Below are 15,995 nucleotides of genomic sequence, written 5' to 3' on the forward strand. Positions count from 1 at the left end.
ATGACAACCTTCACAATACAAGACGTTACCAAAAAATTTACTACTGGCGAAGTTACAGAGCAAGTACTCAACGGAATTAACCTATCCCTAAAAGAAGGTGAGCTCACGGCGCTCGTGGGTGCTTCCGGTTCCGGGAAAAGCACACTTCTCACCATCGCAGCCGGCCTTCAACGCGCTTCCGATGGGAAGGTGCAATTCGAAGGGAGCAACATGACCGCAATGACGCAGGAGGAAATTCGCAAGATCCGTGCAAGCAAGTTCGGCTTTGTGTTCCAATCTGCTCATCTAGTTCCGTTCCTTACCGTAGAGGATCAGCTTATGCTCATGCTCGATGTCTCAGAGTCCAAAATGTCCAAACGCGAGCAAAAAGAAGAAGTTGCCAAGATTCTCAAGTTGGTCGAAATGGATCATCGCAAAGATGCTTATCCTGCTTCCTTATCCGGTGGTGAAAAGCAACGTGTCGCAATCGCCCGCGCCATCATCCACAAGCCTAAAATCTTGTTCGCGGATGAGCCGACGGCAAGTCTAGACTCGAAGCGTTCCCACGATGTGATGAAGCTTATCCGTGATCTGAGCAAGACACTCAACATCACGACCTTGATGGTCACCCATGATGAAGAAATGCTCTCTTATGCGGACCATATCATTACAATGAAAGATGGATTGATTGTATAATAAAGAGGAAGTTGTATATTCATGACGAATATGCGACTTCCTCTTTCTATTTGGCCGTTTTGTGGTGGATCATATCCACATATGATAAGAAAGATAGGTGAAAACAATGACTATCGATGTTCGTCTGGCGTCGATAAATGAGAAAGACCTTTTTCAAAATCTCTTGCAATTATATATGTACGACTTTACAGAATTTACTGATGTCGATATTAATCAAACTGGATTGTACAATATCCTGCCGGATTTTGATTCTTATTGGAAAGAACAAAATGACAGTCAACCATATTTAATTAAGTTGCTTGAAGATGTCTTGTCACTTCATCTAAACCAGCTGATCAAAGTCAAGGTTTAGGAAATTTAAGATTTCAGAACTCAAATGAAATAAGTCTACTCCTAAAAGTAAAATAATGGTAAAGTATACCTAACGAGGTTTCGTTATTTGGTCTAAAAAGGCGTCGCTACTCAGGGGAACCTGGTTATGTTCACTTTATGCGGCGAGATCTAGGATGTCGTGAATTTAGGAACGTTATTGAAAATTAATGCAATCATTAGGAGGAGTTTCAAGGGTGCTAATTGATATGTACTTAGATGAATGGGATTTTACCAAGAAAAATGATATAGAAGTAAGAATCCCAACTCCTCCAATGATTCAATTTCTTTATGATATTGATTATGGTAAGTCAAGAATGATAAAGGTGTTATTTTCATTACGTGGCCTCCCGAAGCGAATGGTTTCATTAAGAGGCATTTTTGATACAGGATTTATTTTATTAGAAGAGGACCGGACCGAGATAGTCATTGGACTTGTAGCTCAACCTTGGAAGTTTAACGGGAACATCATAAAGTTGAGTCCTGAGCAATTTATGGTATTTAGGGATCAAGACTTCGTGAAGATTGCATGGAATTTTAATTTTGAAATGAATCGAGAAAGATTTGTAAAAATAAGTACAGAAACAAGAATTTACTGTACGTCACGTAAAGCTAAAAGATATTTCTCATTTTATTGGTTTTTCATTGGTTTTTTCAGTGGGGTTATACGGAAAGAGATGTTAAAGATTATTAAAGAAGAACTTTTAAAGAGCAGCTAGGGTAAAATCGTTAGAAGGACTGATTAATTGAAAATAAAGACAATTATTGTTCTTATGTTACTTGTATTAGCTGGATGTATAGAAAAGAAGGTAGAATTAATTGAAAATCACAATAAACAGCATGTTACATATCTGAATAACTATGGCTGGACTGCTGAACGGTTCGCGTCAGAAACAAAGTATGAAGCAGGAACTTTACGATCCTATAAAGAGCATGTGGGTAATATTCAAACTCAAGGACATGTTGACTTAACTCCATTTCTTGACGGGGAAGTTATAGAAACTGGATATATACTGCAAGAGAAAACCGATAACTATAATCAAATTGTGGGTTACATCTTAGAGTCCGGGAATGAAATAATAGGCGGTTATTTAGCATTTAATAAAGAGGTTGAACAATCGAATGGAACAATACGAATAGATTTAGGCGAAACAACCCCGATGTTCAATTCGAAGGACAGACCTTTAGAAACTAAAAAAGTAAGCGTATCCAGCCAACCTACTCTACGCATGGAGGAAACTTATGTTTGAATCAATCCTATCCCTTTTAATAAATAGTATAATGCCATTTTCCCTTGGGTTGTTTTTTTACGTTATCTCACCATTCATTAGACAGAAAGACATAAAAGTATCAGAAGTTTCAAGAATAAGTGGAATTGTTATACTGATAATCGTTTGTATTTGGATTATAAAGAGTTATTTGGATATCCTGTTTTCATCCTGAAGATGAGTAAGGCATCGTCAGTTTCCAATGAAGTGAACCCAATTAAATTACTTCTTATCTTGGAGGAGATCAATATGTCCAGTAATTGGGGAGATTCGTATACCGGGAAAATCAGGTCCATTTTAGGCAATCAGAAACTCATTATTCCGTCGATTCGAGCCATTATCACGGATGAAGAAAATAGAATTCTTTATATCGAACGAAAGGGAAATAAGAAATGGGCATTACCAGCGGGAGGAATTGAATTAAATGAATCCATAATGGAATGTCTTAAACGTGAAGTACTAGAAGAGACAGGGATAGAAGTCATAAAGGCAACACTAATCGCGATGTATACGGGCAAAGAATATTCTATAACCAATCGATTTGGTGATGAGTATCAAGGATTTGAACTTTTATTTAGAGTTGATGAGTGGACAGGGACACTCTTAGCAGAAACAGATGAAACCACGAATATTGGGTTCTATTCAATAGATAATCTACCCCAATTTGAATCTGGATACTTTGAACAACATGAGAAGGAAGTATTAGAAGATCTTCAAAAATTTATTGGAACCCCAATAATTAAATAAAGATTAATATTGAAATCATTCAAAAAAACAAATATTAATTCATGAGAACGCTTGTGCGCATATGGAAAGATAGGTAAAATATAGATAACAATTGAATCTTGGGTGGGCATGGTTTCCCTTCGAAGGGAGGTGAAGCCATGGAAGTAAAAGATGCAATAACGATTATGTTCCTATTTGGAATGTTTATCCTTGCTCTTTTAACCTATATAAATAATAACAACAAGAAAAAGTAAAATCCCACCCAAAGGTTGACCGCCGAAGGTGGGATTTTATTCCTGAATGACTTAGAAGGGAATATACCATCCAAGCCAATTGTACTGACCAAGTGTTCGTCGCACTTGGTCTTTAATAAATATATAATAACATACTGGAAAACATGTATCAAAACAGAATTGAATTAATGTTCAATAATATAATACACGGTTGAACTTGAAGAATTTGATTCGCAAATAAATAAATGTTAGCGAAACCCCAGGAATATCCAAAACCCCAAATAGATTAGGAATGATCGTATGATAGATTCTAAAATAATTCTTGTCGAAGGTTTGCCTGGATCAGGAAAGTCAACGACTGCTCAATTCATATCCCAATGCCTTTCAGACGGCGGAATTGCGAACAAGTGGTGGTATGAGGAAGAAGAAGGACATCCTGTATATATGTTTAACGATGATGAATCTATGAAAGAGGTCATAAATGATCTTGCTAATGGAGATTATCAAAAAGTAGTGAATAACGCTTTAGAACAATGGAGGAGATTCTCCGACTCTTTAATGAGAATAGATCAAGTAATCCTCATAGATAGTACTTTTAGGGTATTTAACTTGGACCTTATTTCCAATGGACGTACCAGTTAAAGAGATTGAAAAATATTTGGTTGAAGTTGAGCGTATTATTAGTCCATGGAAACCAACTTTGATTTACTTCCATCAACGTGACGTGCATAACTCACTAAAAAAAATATGTGAAAAGAGAGGAAATACGACTACAGAGCGATTTATCCAAAATGCAAGTGAATCTAAATATGGCATTGCAAGAAAATTAGTGGGATTTGACGGAATGGTTTCATTCTGGAAAGATTATCGTCATTTCACGAATAGCATCATTGAAAAAACACGAATGCGGAAGCTTTCAATTGAGAATTCTGAAGGGGATTGGGATAAATACCTACTAGAAATCATGGAATTCTTAGAGATATCAATGTCTAAAGAAGTAGTAATTCGTACTGAAGATATGGATTCTTATACGGGGATTTATAAATGCGGTGAGATGATATGTGAAGTATATCGAATGAATAATGAGCTGTATATGAATGGAATACAACAAATTTGGCCTAATAGCAGACTTTTACCAAGAATGAAGAATCAATTTGAAGTCGAATCATTACCTATAAAAGTGACTTTTAGTTCTACGGAGATTCATATGGAAGGGCCAAGATTATTCGATGGAAGTGTAGAGAAGGTGTTTAGTAAAGGGGGAGATTCCACCACATGCTAGGTCTACCAAAAGGGCAAGTATTTATCGTCCCTTGGAATGAAGAATGGATACTTGAATACGAACAAGAGAGTCAAAGAATAAATACAAAATTGAATAAATTCAAAGTAACGATACATCACATAGGAAGTACCTCGATACGTGACCTCAGTGCTAAACCCATTATTGATATTGCGGTAGAATTAGATCATTTTGATGATGGTTTGTTATGTGTTTCTGGTCTAGAAGAACTTGGTTATCGATATCATGGTACAAATCTACTGCCAGAAAGACATTACTTTAATAAAGGAGAACCACGGACACATCAAATCCATATGTATGCGAAGAATAATCGATATCTAAAAGAACAGCTTTTATTTAGAGATTATTTGAACTGTAATGAGGAATCTAGACAAGAATATCAAGAGCTTAAGGAAAGGCTTTCGAAAATATATAGCACTGATAAGCACGCTTATGCAGATGCAAAGACGGAGTTTATAAAAAACATTATTCTGAAAGCAAGACGATAAGTAGACAAGCAAAATAAAGTATGGGGACAGGGATGATTTAATGATAGCAGGTACAATAGGCTTGAATTAATGGTAAATAAGAAGCTAAGGTGGTTCTTATGCAAATTCAGGTGCGAAGGGGGATCGATAGATGTTTGAATACGTGACGCACTACTATAAACAAAATTCAGTGCCTTTTCAAAGTTTGTCCGCATTATCTGAGGCGGAGGCGCTCAAAATTATGGGAGAACTTCGAGATAATTCGCCTATGTTTGAGAGGTTTAATCATCCGATGGAATATTTGGAGAACAGAGCTCAGACAGAAGTATGGTTATGGAACAGTTTCATTCAAAAAGGCGGTAAACCTCCAGAACGGTTTCCAATTTACATGGTGCTGGGCCATTCTTCTTGGCTAGATACGCGTTCATTCGAATATGGTCATGCAATCAATTCCGTACAAATACCGCTATCGATTTTTAGTGAAGATGATATTACGTTTACGGTCCCGGATAGTATGGTTTCGTTCAGTTATAACAAAGATAAGCCGCAGCAATATTATCGTCCTGAGTATCATGGGCACATATTCACACTTAGTGAGGCTAAAATATTATTCCATCCCGAAATGAATGACAAGTTAGAGAAAGAATTGCCGGTGGGTACCATTCCATACATTGAAGCGCAAGTGTGGAATCATCAATTAATTCGAACGTATTTTCAGATGGATTAGATCGTTATATTTTTCGCATGGGGGATCTGCGCGACGCAGATTCCTTTTTCATATGCCGCTAAAATTGGTAACCTCTTGACTTGGGTTTATTTAACATACAAGATAATATTAGCAATTATTTTCGAGAATCTATGCTGTGTTTGAAGAAGTAGACTAACGATGGATTGCCGTTGGTAATAAAAACTAACATGGAGATTTAGCATAAGAAGAGGTGAATGCTATGGAACAACAAGTCAAAGAGCTGATGAATGACAGACTGCTTGATCAAGCGGCGATTACTTTTGGATTACGTCTATCTGATTTACAGGTGATCGGTGGGTTTCAAAACTTTGTCTATGAATATGAGAAGAACGGCAAGAATTACATCTTTAGAATGACGCATAGCTCCCATAGGAATGCAGATCAAGTACGAGGAGAGCTCGAATGGATTCAATATCTGTATAATCATGGCGTGTCAGTCAGCAAACCCATCACTTCACAGCATGATCGACTCGTAGAGGTTATTGAACTGGAAGATTCCTATTTTATCATCACTTCATTCGAGAAAGCACTTGGTAAGAAGATCTTCTATCCGGAATGTATGAATAATGATTCATTGTCAGAGCTGTGTGGAGAGATGACGGGGCAAATACATGAATTATCTAAAATGTACGTACCTATTAGCAAGTCAATCACGCGTCATCATTGGACAGATAATTACTATTTAACGCATATGAAGAAGTTCATTCCCTCACATCAGCACGAAGTTCTCAAAGGCTTTGATCAGCTAACGAATCAGATCAATCTTTTGAATAAAGAGGCTCGTTATGGTCTTATTCATGGCGATATCAATGTCGCGAATTTCATGCTCGATCACAATAAAATCACGCTTTTCGATTTCGATGAATGTCAGTACAGCTGGTATGTCGAGGATATTGCCATTCAACTTTTCTATATGGTCTATGTTGTGCTTAATGATTCGATTGATGAGAGAAATAATCAGGCTAGGAAATTTCTACATCATTTTCTTAAAGGCTATGAACGACACACATCCATGGATAGTGAATCGCTTCAACACATTGGCTTATTCCTGCGACTTAGGGAATTAATCGTTTATATTGGGATGCACCGAAGTTTTGACCTAACCAATTTAGATGATTGGACAAGTACATATATTCAGGAAAGCAGAGCAAGGTTGGAAAAAGGAATTCCCATCGTAGAAGGACTTTTAGGATTATGATTTTAAAATCTGGTCAAAGAAATAGAGGTAGCTTAATGGAAATTAAAAAATTAGTACACTTAACTATGGATGAGGTCGTTACTTTAGGCGATTTTGGGTATGTTTCCAGTCAGAAATATGAAGTGAAGAAAGAGGAGTCTTTGCACGCAGTCTCTATCAACATGAATCTGATCGATCTTGATGAACCCTATGTTAAACAAGAAATGAACGAAGAAGATGATCTTAACCGATATGAGGAACTCGTTAAACAAGGCTATTCGTTAGGCCTTTACATCGATAATAAACTGGCAGCGCTGGCCATCTCAGAAGCGCAGACTTGGAATAATACACTCATGTTATGGCATCTGCATGTTCACGAAGATCATAGAAGGCAGAAATACGGGTACATGCTGCTGAACAAGGTAATTGAACTGGCGCAAGAAAACGGCTTTCGAGCGGTAACCTTAGAAACGCAAAATACGAATGTCCCAGCGATCCATTTTTATAAACAATGTGGCTTTGAAATCGAAGGCATTGATTTGTCTATGTACGATTTAGGTGCAGGAAATGAAGAGGTTGCTCTATTTATGAGAAGAAAGTTTTGATTCGAGGTATATAAAGGAGCGACAGACATGCGTTATCCTTTTGATTGTATTACGGAATTCATGTTTTTCGAGACAGGTGTAGAGCAATCGGATCTTATCCTTATCCCTGGCGGCAGCCATCCTCAACTCATGGAGAGAGCCACGGAACTATATCATCAGGGCATGGCCCCTTATATATTACCGTCTGGAGGACCAACCTCTCACGTTAACTCAACAGAATGGGAGTTCCTACGAGATGTCGGAATGCGATTAGGTGAACATGCGATATTACGAGAAGACCGAGCTACGAATACCTTTGAAAATGCAAGATTCTCGTGGAAGGTCATTCAAGAACACGGATTAGTCCCCAAGAAAGTCATCTTAGTATGTAAATCATACCATGCAAGACGTGCCTTACTTACTTATCAGACTGAATTTCCGATGGACGCTACGTTCTATGTAAGCCCCGTTACAGATAAAACAGGTACAACCAAGGATAACTGGTTTACTGAGGAAACGAAGATCAAATATGTTATGAACGAACTCGTAAAGGTAGGCCAGTATTTTGCGCATCACATCCCCAACTGGGTTAACCGTGAACGAGATTAAAGATACGAATAGAGGTCTTCAATCAAAAACGATAAAGAACTCGATCACCGTTTAAGTAGGGCTGACAATATTGTTGACATAGCAGAGGCATACGTTCATGAATTCAGGGGTGGATCTTCACATTTTCCATGTGAAATGCATAATATCCCAACACCGACATGAGCATGAACCCTTCTATGATAACGATAGCATCTTCCGGCATACCTGCAGACCCGAAATAACCATTCCGAAGAAGTTTAAGATTTTTATTATTTTGAAAGGAAGTGTTCTCATTGCCCAGCGTAGAAATGACCAACATGTGCATGATTTATGATCCAACAACGGACAAGGTGCTTGTTCAAGATCGGATTAAGTCTTGGAAAGGCATCGCGTTTCCAGGCGGACACATCGAAGATGGCGAGAGCATTATCGATTCTACGATCCGAGAAATAAAAGAAGAGACGGGGTTGACGATATCTGACCTTGAGCTATGTGGGATTGTATACTGGTACAACGATGCAACGGGTGATAGGTACCTCGTGTTTAGCTATCGAACAGAGGTGTTCAGCGGTCAGTTGTTAGATGAGACCGAAGAAGGTCGTCTCTTCTGGGTGGATAAAAATGAATTATCATCCCTTCCGCTATCAGAGGGTTTGAAAGAACGGATACCTCTGTTCCTCGATAACAAATACTCAGAAGGCTTCGGGATTTGGAATGAACATCATCAGACGGAATTGAAATTACAGTAAATATGGAGCAAAAGGGGAAGAGGGAATGATCATTTTAAACAAAGACGGTGTCATCATACGTACCCTAGCCGAAAGCGATGCGCTGCTGCTCCTAAAATGGCTGTCAGATCCTTGCGTTTTAGAATATTATGAGGGCCGAGATAGACCTTATGATCTTGCACTGGTACGCGAACACTTTTTCAATGAAGAGGACGATGCAACGTGTTGTATCATTCAATACGATGGCGTGGATATCGGGTATATTCAGTTTTACCGCATATCTGAACAAAACTACGAGGAATACGGATATAGTAGCGAAGAGCTTATTTGTGGGATGGATCAATTCATCGGTGAAGTGGATTATTGGAATAAGGGCATAGGAACCAAGCTCGTGAAAGCAATGGCGGAATATTTAGTGCAGAAAGTCGGAGTGGATAAGATTATCATGGATCCCCAAACATGGAATATACGGGCATTAAGCGTGTATGAGAAGTGTGGATTCCGGAAAGTGAAGCTATTACCTGAACATGAGTGGCATGAGGGTCAGATGAGAGATTGTTGGTTAATTGAATATGATGGAGTGTCGGATTCTTGAACATAAGACGAGAGCATTGGATTCTTATCGCAATCCTGCTCGCCATTCTGATCCCATTTACGGGAAGTTATCTCAACTATACGAAATTGAACGTTAGCGACCAATATGCGGATGAATTTAGGAACAATCTATTCGAGGCCTTGAATCGCAAAAAGCCGTTCACCATGGACGAAGTGACCCATTTCGCATGGGATCGTATGCATGTCTTTGGCCCCTACCTATCTCGGGAGCAGATGCAGCAAGTGACTGGAAGTACATGGACCCATAGTCGCACCTATATTGGATATATTTTCGAAGGGTTGGATGATTTTCCACTGCTAGACGAGAGCTATCATAAGCTGGTATTCATCCATCAGGGTAAGGTTGTGCTCGATATAACATTGGATCGCAATAACGTCGATTTTTTATCGATCAAGGAACTGCGCAACACCGATCGAACCAGACTTATTGTAGAGGATGGGACTCATGTTAAGCTGGATCACGGAATTACCGATAGATAAGAAAATTGCCGGTGTTCATTGCGTACCCATACTACCGGATGGAAATATGAACATGGTCTGGGATCGGGATGAGCAAGGCTTAACGACGATTGGCGGCAGGCTGGAAGCGGACGAGACATTAGAAGCAGGGTTAGATCGAGAAGTCATGGAAGAGGCAAGGCTTGTCCTATCTGATGAGAGGATCCCTTTTGCTAGTTGGTATTGGGAGAGTACAGATACCTGTACGATATGGTTTCTAGCCAAAGTCAATACAATGGTAAAAATGCCTGAAGGGTTCGAGAAAACGGGCTGTGTGATCATGAATTTTGAGACGGCTATACAAATGATTATGCAATTAGAAGGTAAAGGGGAGCGGGTAGAGATTATTCAAAGGGCAAGAATTCTGGTTGAGCAAGGCTATATGTCCCTATTGTAAATGAAATCTGAACAAGTAATGTGATAAGCGAAAGACGAAGGTTTATCGTAAATTTATTAAGAAAGCAGTGACATGACATGAACATAGAAACTCGAAAAAACGCACTCGTCATCATCCTACACGAAATATATGGGGTCAACGATCATATGCACTATTACCGGGACATGTTGGTTCAAGAAGGTTATGCCGTGATTACCCCCGATCTGTTACATGGTCAAGCATTTACATATGACCAAGATGAGCAAGCGTATCATTATTTTGTGAATGAGATTGGGTTCGATCAAGCGGCAGCTGAAGTGAAGCAAATGGTGCTCGCGAACCGGGAGCGTTATGACCGAATCTTCCTGATGGGCTTTAGTGTCGGGGCAACCCTTGCTTGGATGAATAGCGAAATTGGTGTAGACGGCATCATCGGATTCTATGGATCAAGAATTCGAAATTACGTGGATATTGTGCCGAAATGCCCCGCCTTATTGTTCTTTGCGAGCCATGAGAAGTCATTTGATGTATTGGCGTTAGCAGAGAGACTTCAAGGGAAGAGTAACACAACAATCGAGGTAATCGAAGGCGAACATGGATTTATGAATCCGTTCCATCCAGCCTATAAATCGGATGAATCTATGACATGTATAGCGGTGACCAAGGAATTTCTTCACAAGGAGCTTTCTATCGTTGGAGCGAATCAACCATAAAGCCGAATTGGACAATTATCATTTTAGCGGCTTATAAAAAAGACAGCCTATCCCACGAGGGGTAGACTGTCTTTCATGATGTTATCGGGCTTGTTGTTGAATAATGTCCGCGAGCTCTAGCGCGATGACTTGTGGCCCTTGATCAAGCTCTGCTTCAGTGAAGTAGACGCGAACGAGGCGTTCATCCATATCGAGGGCCTGTTCGAACAGGCCCGATAATCCGTGTGCTTTGCGATCAATTTCGACCAATACGTCAATGCCGTTATGATCGACTTTCATGATGAGCTCGAGCTCCTTCACGCGGCTAGCGAAGGATGAACCTGGCAGGAACTCGAACTCTTGTACGAACGGTACTCCACGGCCGAGTCGTGAATGATATTCGCATGAGGAGGTGCGGAACCGGAACCCGAGCGATTGCACGGCTTGGATAATCACATCCATATACGGATGCGGCCGTACTTCGATGCCGTCATTATCGGTTGGATCAAGCGCTACATCAATATCTAAACCCGTATGCAGCCATACCGGTTGGCCGTTGTAGGTAACTGGCGTTTCAAGCGGTAGCGGGAACGAAAAAGGAAGCTCCAACGTCTCACCGCTTCTGATGGTCATGCGACCGGACACATTGAATTTGGCTAGGCTATAGTGCTCGGTTACTTTGTTATCACCGGATTCACGCACATAACGAGTCATCAATTGCAGGTAGATCCGACCAATCTCTTGATCCACTTGGCCCCCCGTTACGCGCACGACGCCGCGAACATCCTCACCCGGTACATAAGACACCTCCTCCAGCAATGTATCCACTTCTGCGGCACCAATGCCGACTTTAGCTAACATTTTATTGAAAAAAGACATTCAATAAGAACCTCCCTATACTTCTCAGAATAGTACAACATACGCATGGAAAATATAGTCGTTTCATTATTTTGTGAGAGAAGGAATTCAACGGAGAATCCAGAAGTGTACTAAATAGATATAGCATCGCATTGACATAGTAGCTGCTAACTTCGTGGAGGTGTCATCGTGAACAAAGACAAGCTTATACATAAATTTGATAAACAGGCACGTGTGTATGATCGCAGAAGGAAGAACGTATCGGATAGAAAATGGAGGGAACCACTGGTATCTTGCGCTTATGGCAAAGTACTAGAGATTTCTGTTGGCGCGGGCGCTAATTTCCCATTTTATCCGAAGGGTGTGGAAGTCACTGCCGTGGATTTCAGTCACGAAATGCTGTTGTCCGCTCAAAGGGGCGCTGCGGAATATCGTCTGAACGTAGAGTTCATTCGTGCAGATGTTGAGTCTCTATCATTCGAACCGAATACATTTGATACGATCGTGTCGACGCTATCTTTTTGCGGTTACGAGAATCCTCTGGTCGTGCTAGCTTCATTAAATAAGTGGTGCAAGCCTGATGGGCAGATCCTTCTGATGGAGCATGGTGTAAGCTCCAAACCGATGGTTCGGCATATGCAGAACCTCATGAACCCGATGTTCCGGCGAATGGTAGGCTGTCACTTGAACCGAGATACGATGGGCATGCTGCAGCATGCAGGCCTTAGCGTAGAGCGGGAAGAGCACCATTGGATGGATATGATCCATTTGATATGGGCACGTCCTAAGAAGTGATCATGATTCTGTAGCAATTTATTGAAATCATATCCTCCAGAGGAAGAAATATGTTATAGTTAAGGGAATTTATGGTTGATTCACCATCAACATGAGAAAGGAGGCTTCGTATATGTGTTTAACCAGATTTATACTCAGCTCCATGCAAGTCTATATTACGAACAACGGCGGTTGTTTGTGTGGAGCTGTAAATTAATAACCGTCATCCATTGATGCATGAATGCATGGTCATGTTCGTCATATAGACTTTGCTACCTTAAAAAGCAATATAAATTTTAAGGAGTAGAGCGAATATGAAATATATCAATGCAGATGTTGTCCTTCCCGATCATTTACTGAAGGAATTACAGAAATATGTGCCAGGCGGCATGTTATATGTCCCGAAGCCAGCAGGGCTTCGCAAGAAATGGGGCGAAAAATCGGGGAGCAGGGTGTACCTTAGCCGTAGAAATGAAGAGATTCGTCAGAAGTTCTCGGTTGGTACCTCGATCGATCAGCTGTCAGACCAGTTTTGCCTATCCTATGACAGCATTAAGAAAATTGTATATTCAAAAAAGTAGTTCATAGAAGTCACATTGGATGTCATACTAATGTGGCTTTTTTGTGCATAGAACAGTTTGAACTGTTTCCTGCCTATATTTGTCGTTATTTCCTTATTTATAATGTTGAGATATACCAGACTTCAAAGCGGGGGTACGACATGCAAGATTTTTTTCAAATGGACACGGATGAGAAACGGTCATCCTTATTAGCAAGGGCAAGACAAGTCGCTCTGTCCGCCATGGAACAATACCATTTAGCGTGGGAACACATTACATTCATTCAATTATCCGACTCGATTACGTATAAAATAGAAACTTCTTCAGGAGAAAAGTATCTGCTTCGCATTCATGCCGATCGATGCACGAAGGAGCAAATCCGCTCCGAGCTTATTCTGCTGCAATTCCTGAGTCAAGAGGCTGGGATGACGGTACCCACGGGGCTGGCGAGCATGGATGGAGCCTGTATCTTGGAGGTAGCTACGGAAGAGGGCTATCGAAGTCCTTATGTCACCATCATGCGCTGGGTGGAAGGGGAATCGCCGTCAGGTGAGATGACAGATAGCGATGCCTACAATATGGGCGTCATGGCGGGCAAACTGCATGATGCTGTGGTGCAATTCAACCCTCCAGGTCATTTTGTTCGACCAACATTGGGTGTAGAGAGTTTTAGAGAAGAAGTGGCTCGATTAGAGACCTATCATGATCGGTTTCTATCGGATGCAGCTTGGGGGATGTACCGGTCTGCTGCGGATCAAATCTTAGCTTCTCTCGCGGATATAAATAAGAATAACGATAATTATGGTCTGATCCATGGAGACCTGCATACCGGGAATATCGTATTTCATGATGGTATGCCTTTTCCGATCGATTTCGGCCGCTGTAGTTACGGATATTATCTGTATGATGTGGCCAGCACGATCCTTGGCTTATATCCGAAGCATCGAGCCATGTTCATGCAAGGCTATCTACAGGTTAGAAGCTTGACGGAGGAAGATCTTCAGCATTTGGAGACTTTCTTCGTCATGGTGATGATCGGGAATTATGCGCACCATGCTGCCAATCCAACAGAAATAAGCAATTTAATCGGTGAACAACCCTATGCGCAAGCGATTATCCGGGATTTTTTGCGAGTAGAGCCGTTTCTATTTCAAGAGATTAAGCCGGTGGAGATCGAGAGTGGATCTACGAATGCGACGATTATTATATAGAAATAGAGGAGAATATCGATGAATATTATTATTCGACCAATGGTCGTTCCTGATGATTATGATGATGTAGCGAAATTGATCAATGTCATTGCATCGGAATTGGTTACGGCTAAGGATCTAGCAGAGGAGGATGCGCGGATTCCTGCTGTCGGTTCGCTAAGTCGTGATGAAGAAGGGCGGTTAACGGGGCATGATCGACCGCGTTGGATTGCGAAAGACGGCGAGGGGAGAACGATTGGATATGCACATGCATGGCGTGCGCCGTGGTCAGCGCCAGGTGTGTTATATGAGCAAATCATTGTGGATCCAAGTGTACGGAATCAGGGTGTAGGGTGTGCGCTCTATGAAGTGCTGATGACGTATACGTCGGAGGTGCAAGCGAATCGCGTGATCTTCGATCTTCGAGATGATGATCCGGGTTCCTTGGCATTTGCAGCCAAGCGAGGCTTTACACAAGAGCGACATTTGTTCGAATCATGTATTGAATTATCTAATTTCAGCAGTGAGTTATTAGAGCATACCCGTTTCGATAACGATTCCTTACAAATGGTATCATTAGCCGATCGGCCTGGTGAGGCCTTTGAACAACGGTTATATGAGTTGTATCGATCGACGCACGAAGATATTCCTGGCTTTGAAGGGGAGTACATGTGGTATAGCGATTGGCGCAAATGGACGATCGATAAAGAAGACTTTGACAGGTCTTTGGCACTATTGGTTCTTGATGATGACCGCCCAGTTGGCGTCGTGCAGCTTACGGCACATCCAGAATCGGAGAGTCTGTACAACAGCTTTACGGGGGTAGATAGCGCGTATCGAGGTCAAGGGATTGCTAGAGCGCTGAAAATACAATCGATTCGTGAAGCGTTAAAACGAGGCTATCGTTATATTCGCACGAATAATGATTCGCTCAACGCGCCGATGCTGAATATCAATCGAAGCCTTGGATACCAACCGGTTCCTGGGTATTACATGATGACGAGAAACATGGAGTAGCTGTGGTGAAAATAGAGGCTAGAGTGTATTTAGGCAAGAGATAATGGTTTGATCAAAAGGCTCGATGTCTTTCCTATGAAAGGCAAAGGGTCTTTTTTTTGCATCAAAATTGTACCTTATTCTGAGGTCGACGCCCCTATGACAAAAGGAGCAAACGCTTAAAGGAAATTTAGGGTTTGTTCCCGTAGTTGCGGTTTTTAACCATATGTTATAATTATCCTTATGGTGAACAATATGTTAATTTAGGGGTATCCCACATAACATGTGGGTTTATTTGTTATCACGTAATGCGAAGAGGAAGTGTTCAATATCAGTAATATTGACAAACGAAACAGGCTGGATGAAGAAATATTCACTTACAAACAGATGAAGGATAACAAAGTGTTTATCTATTGGATGGGTAAGCAAGTGACGATTCTATCCGGGAAGCATAGCGAGAAGTTTATGGCGAGAATCGCGAATACGGATTTCAAGGAAGCCCAGTTAATCATGGCGAAAGTTACGGGGAATTTTAAACGCGGGAATGAGAAGGACAATAAATAATAAATACGT

General features: G+C 40.9%; 24 protein-coding genes. 23 read left to right on the forward strand and 1 reads right to left on the reverse strand.

From position 1 onward, the window contains the following. From ACFQZR_RS11790 to ACFQZR_RS11875, 18 genes are all read left to right on the forward strand, one after another. Positions 1–675: an ABC transporter ATP-binding protein gene (locus ACFQZR_RS11790; protein WP_379345995.1), complete on the forward strand. Its 675-nt coding sequence runs from the start codon at positions 1–3 to the stop codon at positions 673–675. Positions 676–772: 97 nt separating this feature from the next. Continuing rightward, on the forward strand, positions 773–1,027 hold the full coding sequence (locus ACFQZR_RS11795) for a hypothetical protein (RefSeq protein WP_379345997.1): 255 nt from the start codon (positions 773–775) through the stop codon (positions 1,025–1,027). Between the two features lie 214 nt (positions 1,028–1,241). Then, positions 1,242–1,763 (forward strand): hypothetical protein, encoded by a 522-nt coding sequence (locus tag ACFQZR_RS11800; protein ID WP_379345999.1) that lies wholly within the window; start codon positions 1,242–1,244, stop codon positions 1,761–1,763. A 54-nt stretch (positions 1,764–1,817) separates the two neighbouring features. Beyond that, positions 1,818–2,294 carry a DUF4830 domain-containing protein gene (locus tag ACFQZR_RS11805; protein WP_379346001.1) on the forward strand — a complete coding sequence of 159 codons (477 nt, stop codon included), beginning with the start codon at positions 1,818–1,820 and terminating at the stop codon, positions 2,292–2,294. Between the two features lie 267 nt (positions 2,295–2,561). Next, positions 2,562–3,059 carry an NUDIX domain-containing protein gene (locus ACFQZR_RS11810; RefSeq protein WP_379346003.1) on the forward strand — a complete coding sequence of 166 codons (498 nt, stop codon included), beginning with the start codon at positions 2,562–2,564 and terminating at the stop codon, positions 3,057–3,059. A 137-nt stretch (positions 3,060–3,196) separates the two neighbouring features. Beyond that, positions 3,197–3,292: a competence inhibitor ComI gene (gene comI, locus ACFQZR_RS11815; protein WP_018758025.1), complete on the forward strand. Its 96-nt coding sequence runs from the start codon at positions 3,197–3,199 to the stop codon at positions 3,290–3,292. Between the two features lie 279 nt (positions 3,293–3,571). Continuing rightward, a complete protein-coding gene (locus ACFQZR_RS11820) occupies positions 3,572–3,913 on the forward strand; it encodes a P-loop NTPase family protein (RefSeq protein ID WP_379346005.1) in 342 nt (113 codons plus the stop codon). Beyond that, positions 3,897–4,553 carry a P-loop NTPase family protein gene (locus ACFQZR_RS11825; protein ID WP_379346007.1) on the forward strand — a complete coding sequence of 219 codons (657 nt, stop codon included), beginning with the start codon at positions 3,897–3,899 and terminating at the stop codon, positions 4,551–4,553. Before ACFQZR_RS11820 ends, ACFQZR_RS11825 begins: the two co-directional genes overlap by 17 nt. Then, positions 4,547–5,059, forward strand: a complete 513-nt coding sequence (locus ACFQZR_RS11830; RefSeq protein WP_379346009.1) for a GrpB family protein — start codon at positions 4,547–4,549, stop codon at positions 5,057–5,059. The genes ACFQZR_RS11825 and ACFQZR_RS11830 overlap by 7 nt, the downstream gene beginning before the upstream one ends. A gap of 130 nt (positions 5,060–5,189) precedes the next feature. Next, complete coding sequence (locus ACFQZR_RS11835) at positions 5,190–5,765, forward strand: hypothetical protein (protein ID WP_379346011.1); 576 nt, start codon at positions 5,190–5,192, stop codon at positions 5,763–5,765. A 220-nt stretch (positions 5,766–5,985) separates the two neighbouring features. Next, complete coding sequence (locus tag ACFQZR_RS11840) at positions 5,986–6,984, forward strand: phosphotransferase enzyme family protein (RefSeq protein ID WP_379346013.1); 999 nt, start codon at positions 5,986–5,988, stop codon at positions 6,982–6,984. After that, positions 6,981–7,568 (forward strand): GNAT family N-acetyltransferase, encoded by a 588-nt coding sequence (locus tag ACFQZR_RS11845; protein ID WP_379346015.1) that lies wholly within the window; start codon positions 6,981–6,983, stop codon positions 7,566–7,568. Before ACFQZR_RS11840 ends, ACFQZR_RS11845 begins: the two co-directional genes overlap by 4 nt. Before the next feature lie 27 nt (positions 7,569–7,595). Further along, on the forward strand, positions 7,596–8,156 hold the full coding sequence (locus tag ACFQZR_RS11850; RefSeq protein ID WP_379346017.1) for a YdcF family protein: 561 nt from the start codon (positions 7,596–7,598) through the stop codon (positions 8,154–8,156). Positions 8,157–8,452: 296 nt separating this feature from the next. Then, entirely contained in the window at positions 8,453–8,884 is a 432-nt protein-coding gene (locus ACFQZR_RS11855; RefSeq protein WP_379346019.1) for an 8-oxo-dGTP diphosphatase, read from the forward strand. A 25-nt stretch (positions 8,885–8,909) separates the two neighbouring features. Continuing rightward, a complete protein-coding gene (locus ACFQZR_RS11860) occupies positions 8,910–9,458 on the forward strand; it encodes a GNAT family N-acetyltransferase (protein WP_379346021.1) in 549 nt (182 codons plus the stop codon). Then, a complete protein-coding gene (locus tag ACFQZR_RS11865) occupies positions 9,455–9,958 on the forward strand; it encodes a hypothetical protein (protein WP_379346023.1) in 504 nt (167 codons plus the stop codon). The genes ACFQZR_RS11860 and ACFQZR_RS11865 overlap by 4 nt, the downstream gene beginning before the upstream one ends. After that, positions 9,924–10,373, forward strand: a complete 450-nt coding sequence (locus ACFQZR_RS11870) for an NUDIX hydrolase (protein ID WP_379346025.1) — start codon at positions 9,924–9,926, stop codon at positions 10,371–10,373. Before ACFQZR_RS11865 ends, ACFQZR_RS11870 begins: the two co-directional genes overlap by 35 nt. 77 nt (positions 10,374–10,450) lie before the next feature. Further along, positions 10,451–11,065, forward strand: a complete 615-nt coding sequence (locus tag ACFQZR_RS11875; RefSeq protein WP_379346027.1) for a dienelactone hydrolase family protein — start codon at positions 10,451–10,453, stop codon at positions 11,063–11,065. Positions 11,066–11,146: 81 nt separating this feature from the next. Here ACFQZR_RS11875 and ACFQZR_RS11880 read toward each other — a convergent pair whose 3' ends face one another. Continuing rightward, complete coding sequence (locus ACFQZR_RS11880; RefSeq protein WP_379346029.1) at positions 11,147–11,923, reverse strand: sporulation protein; 777 nt, start codon at positions 11,921–11,923, stop codon at positions 11,147–11,149. Between the two features lie 168 nt (positions 11,924–12,091). Between ACFQZR_RS11880 and ACFQZR_RS11885 the strand changes: the two genes are divergently transcribed. The 5 genes from ACFQZR_RS11885 (at position 12,092) to ACFQZR_RS11905 (ending at position 15,986) form a co-directional block, all read left to right on the forward strand. Continuing rightward, positions 12,092–12,697, forward strand: a complete 606-nt coding sequence (locus ACFQZR_RS11885) for a class I SAM-dependent methyltransferase (protein WP_379346031.1) — start codon at positions 12,092–12,094, stop codon at positions 12,695–12,697. A gap of 293 nt (positions 12,698–12,990) precedes the next feature. Next, the gene (locus ACFQZR_RS11890) at positions 12,991–13,257 is read left to right on the forward strand and encodes a CD3324 family protein (protein ID WP_018757228.1); all 267 of its coding nucleotides are present in this window, start codon (positions 12,991–12,993) and stop codon (positions 13,255–13,257) included. 140 nt (positions 13,258–13,397) lie between these two features. Further along, positions 13,398–14,447, forward strand: a complete 1,050-nt coding sequence (locus tag ACFQZR_RS11895) for a phosphotransferase enzyme family protein (RefSeq protein ID WP_379346033.1) — start codon at positions 13,398–13,400, stop codon at positions 14,445–14,447. A gap of 18 nt (positions 14,448–14,465) precedes the next feature. Next, the gene (locus ACFQZR_RS11900; RefSeq protein WP_379346035.1) at positions 14,466–15,443 is read left to right on the forward strand and encodes a GNAT family N-acetyltransferase; all 978 of its coding nucleotides are present in this window, start codon (positions 14,466–14,468) and stop codon (positions 15,441–15,443) included. A gap of 309 nt (positions 15,444–15,752) precedes the next feature. Next, on the forward strand, positions 15,753–15,986 hold the full coding sequence (locus ACFQZR_RS11905; protein WP_379348805.1) for a hypothetical protein: 234 nt from the start codon (positions 15,753–15,755) through the stop codon (positions 15,984–15,986). Positions 15,987–15,995 lie beyond the last annotated feature (9 nt).

The sequence above is a fragment of the Paenibacillus sp. GCM10027629 genome (genome assembly GCF_042676425.1).
Lineage (GTDB): Bacteria > Bacillota > Bacilli > Paenibacillales > Paenibacillaceae > Paenibacillus_K > Paenibacillus_K terrigena.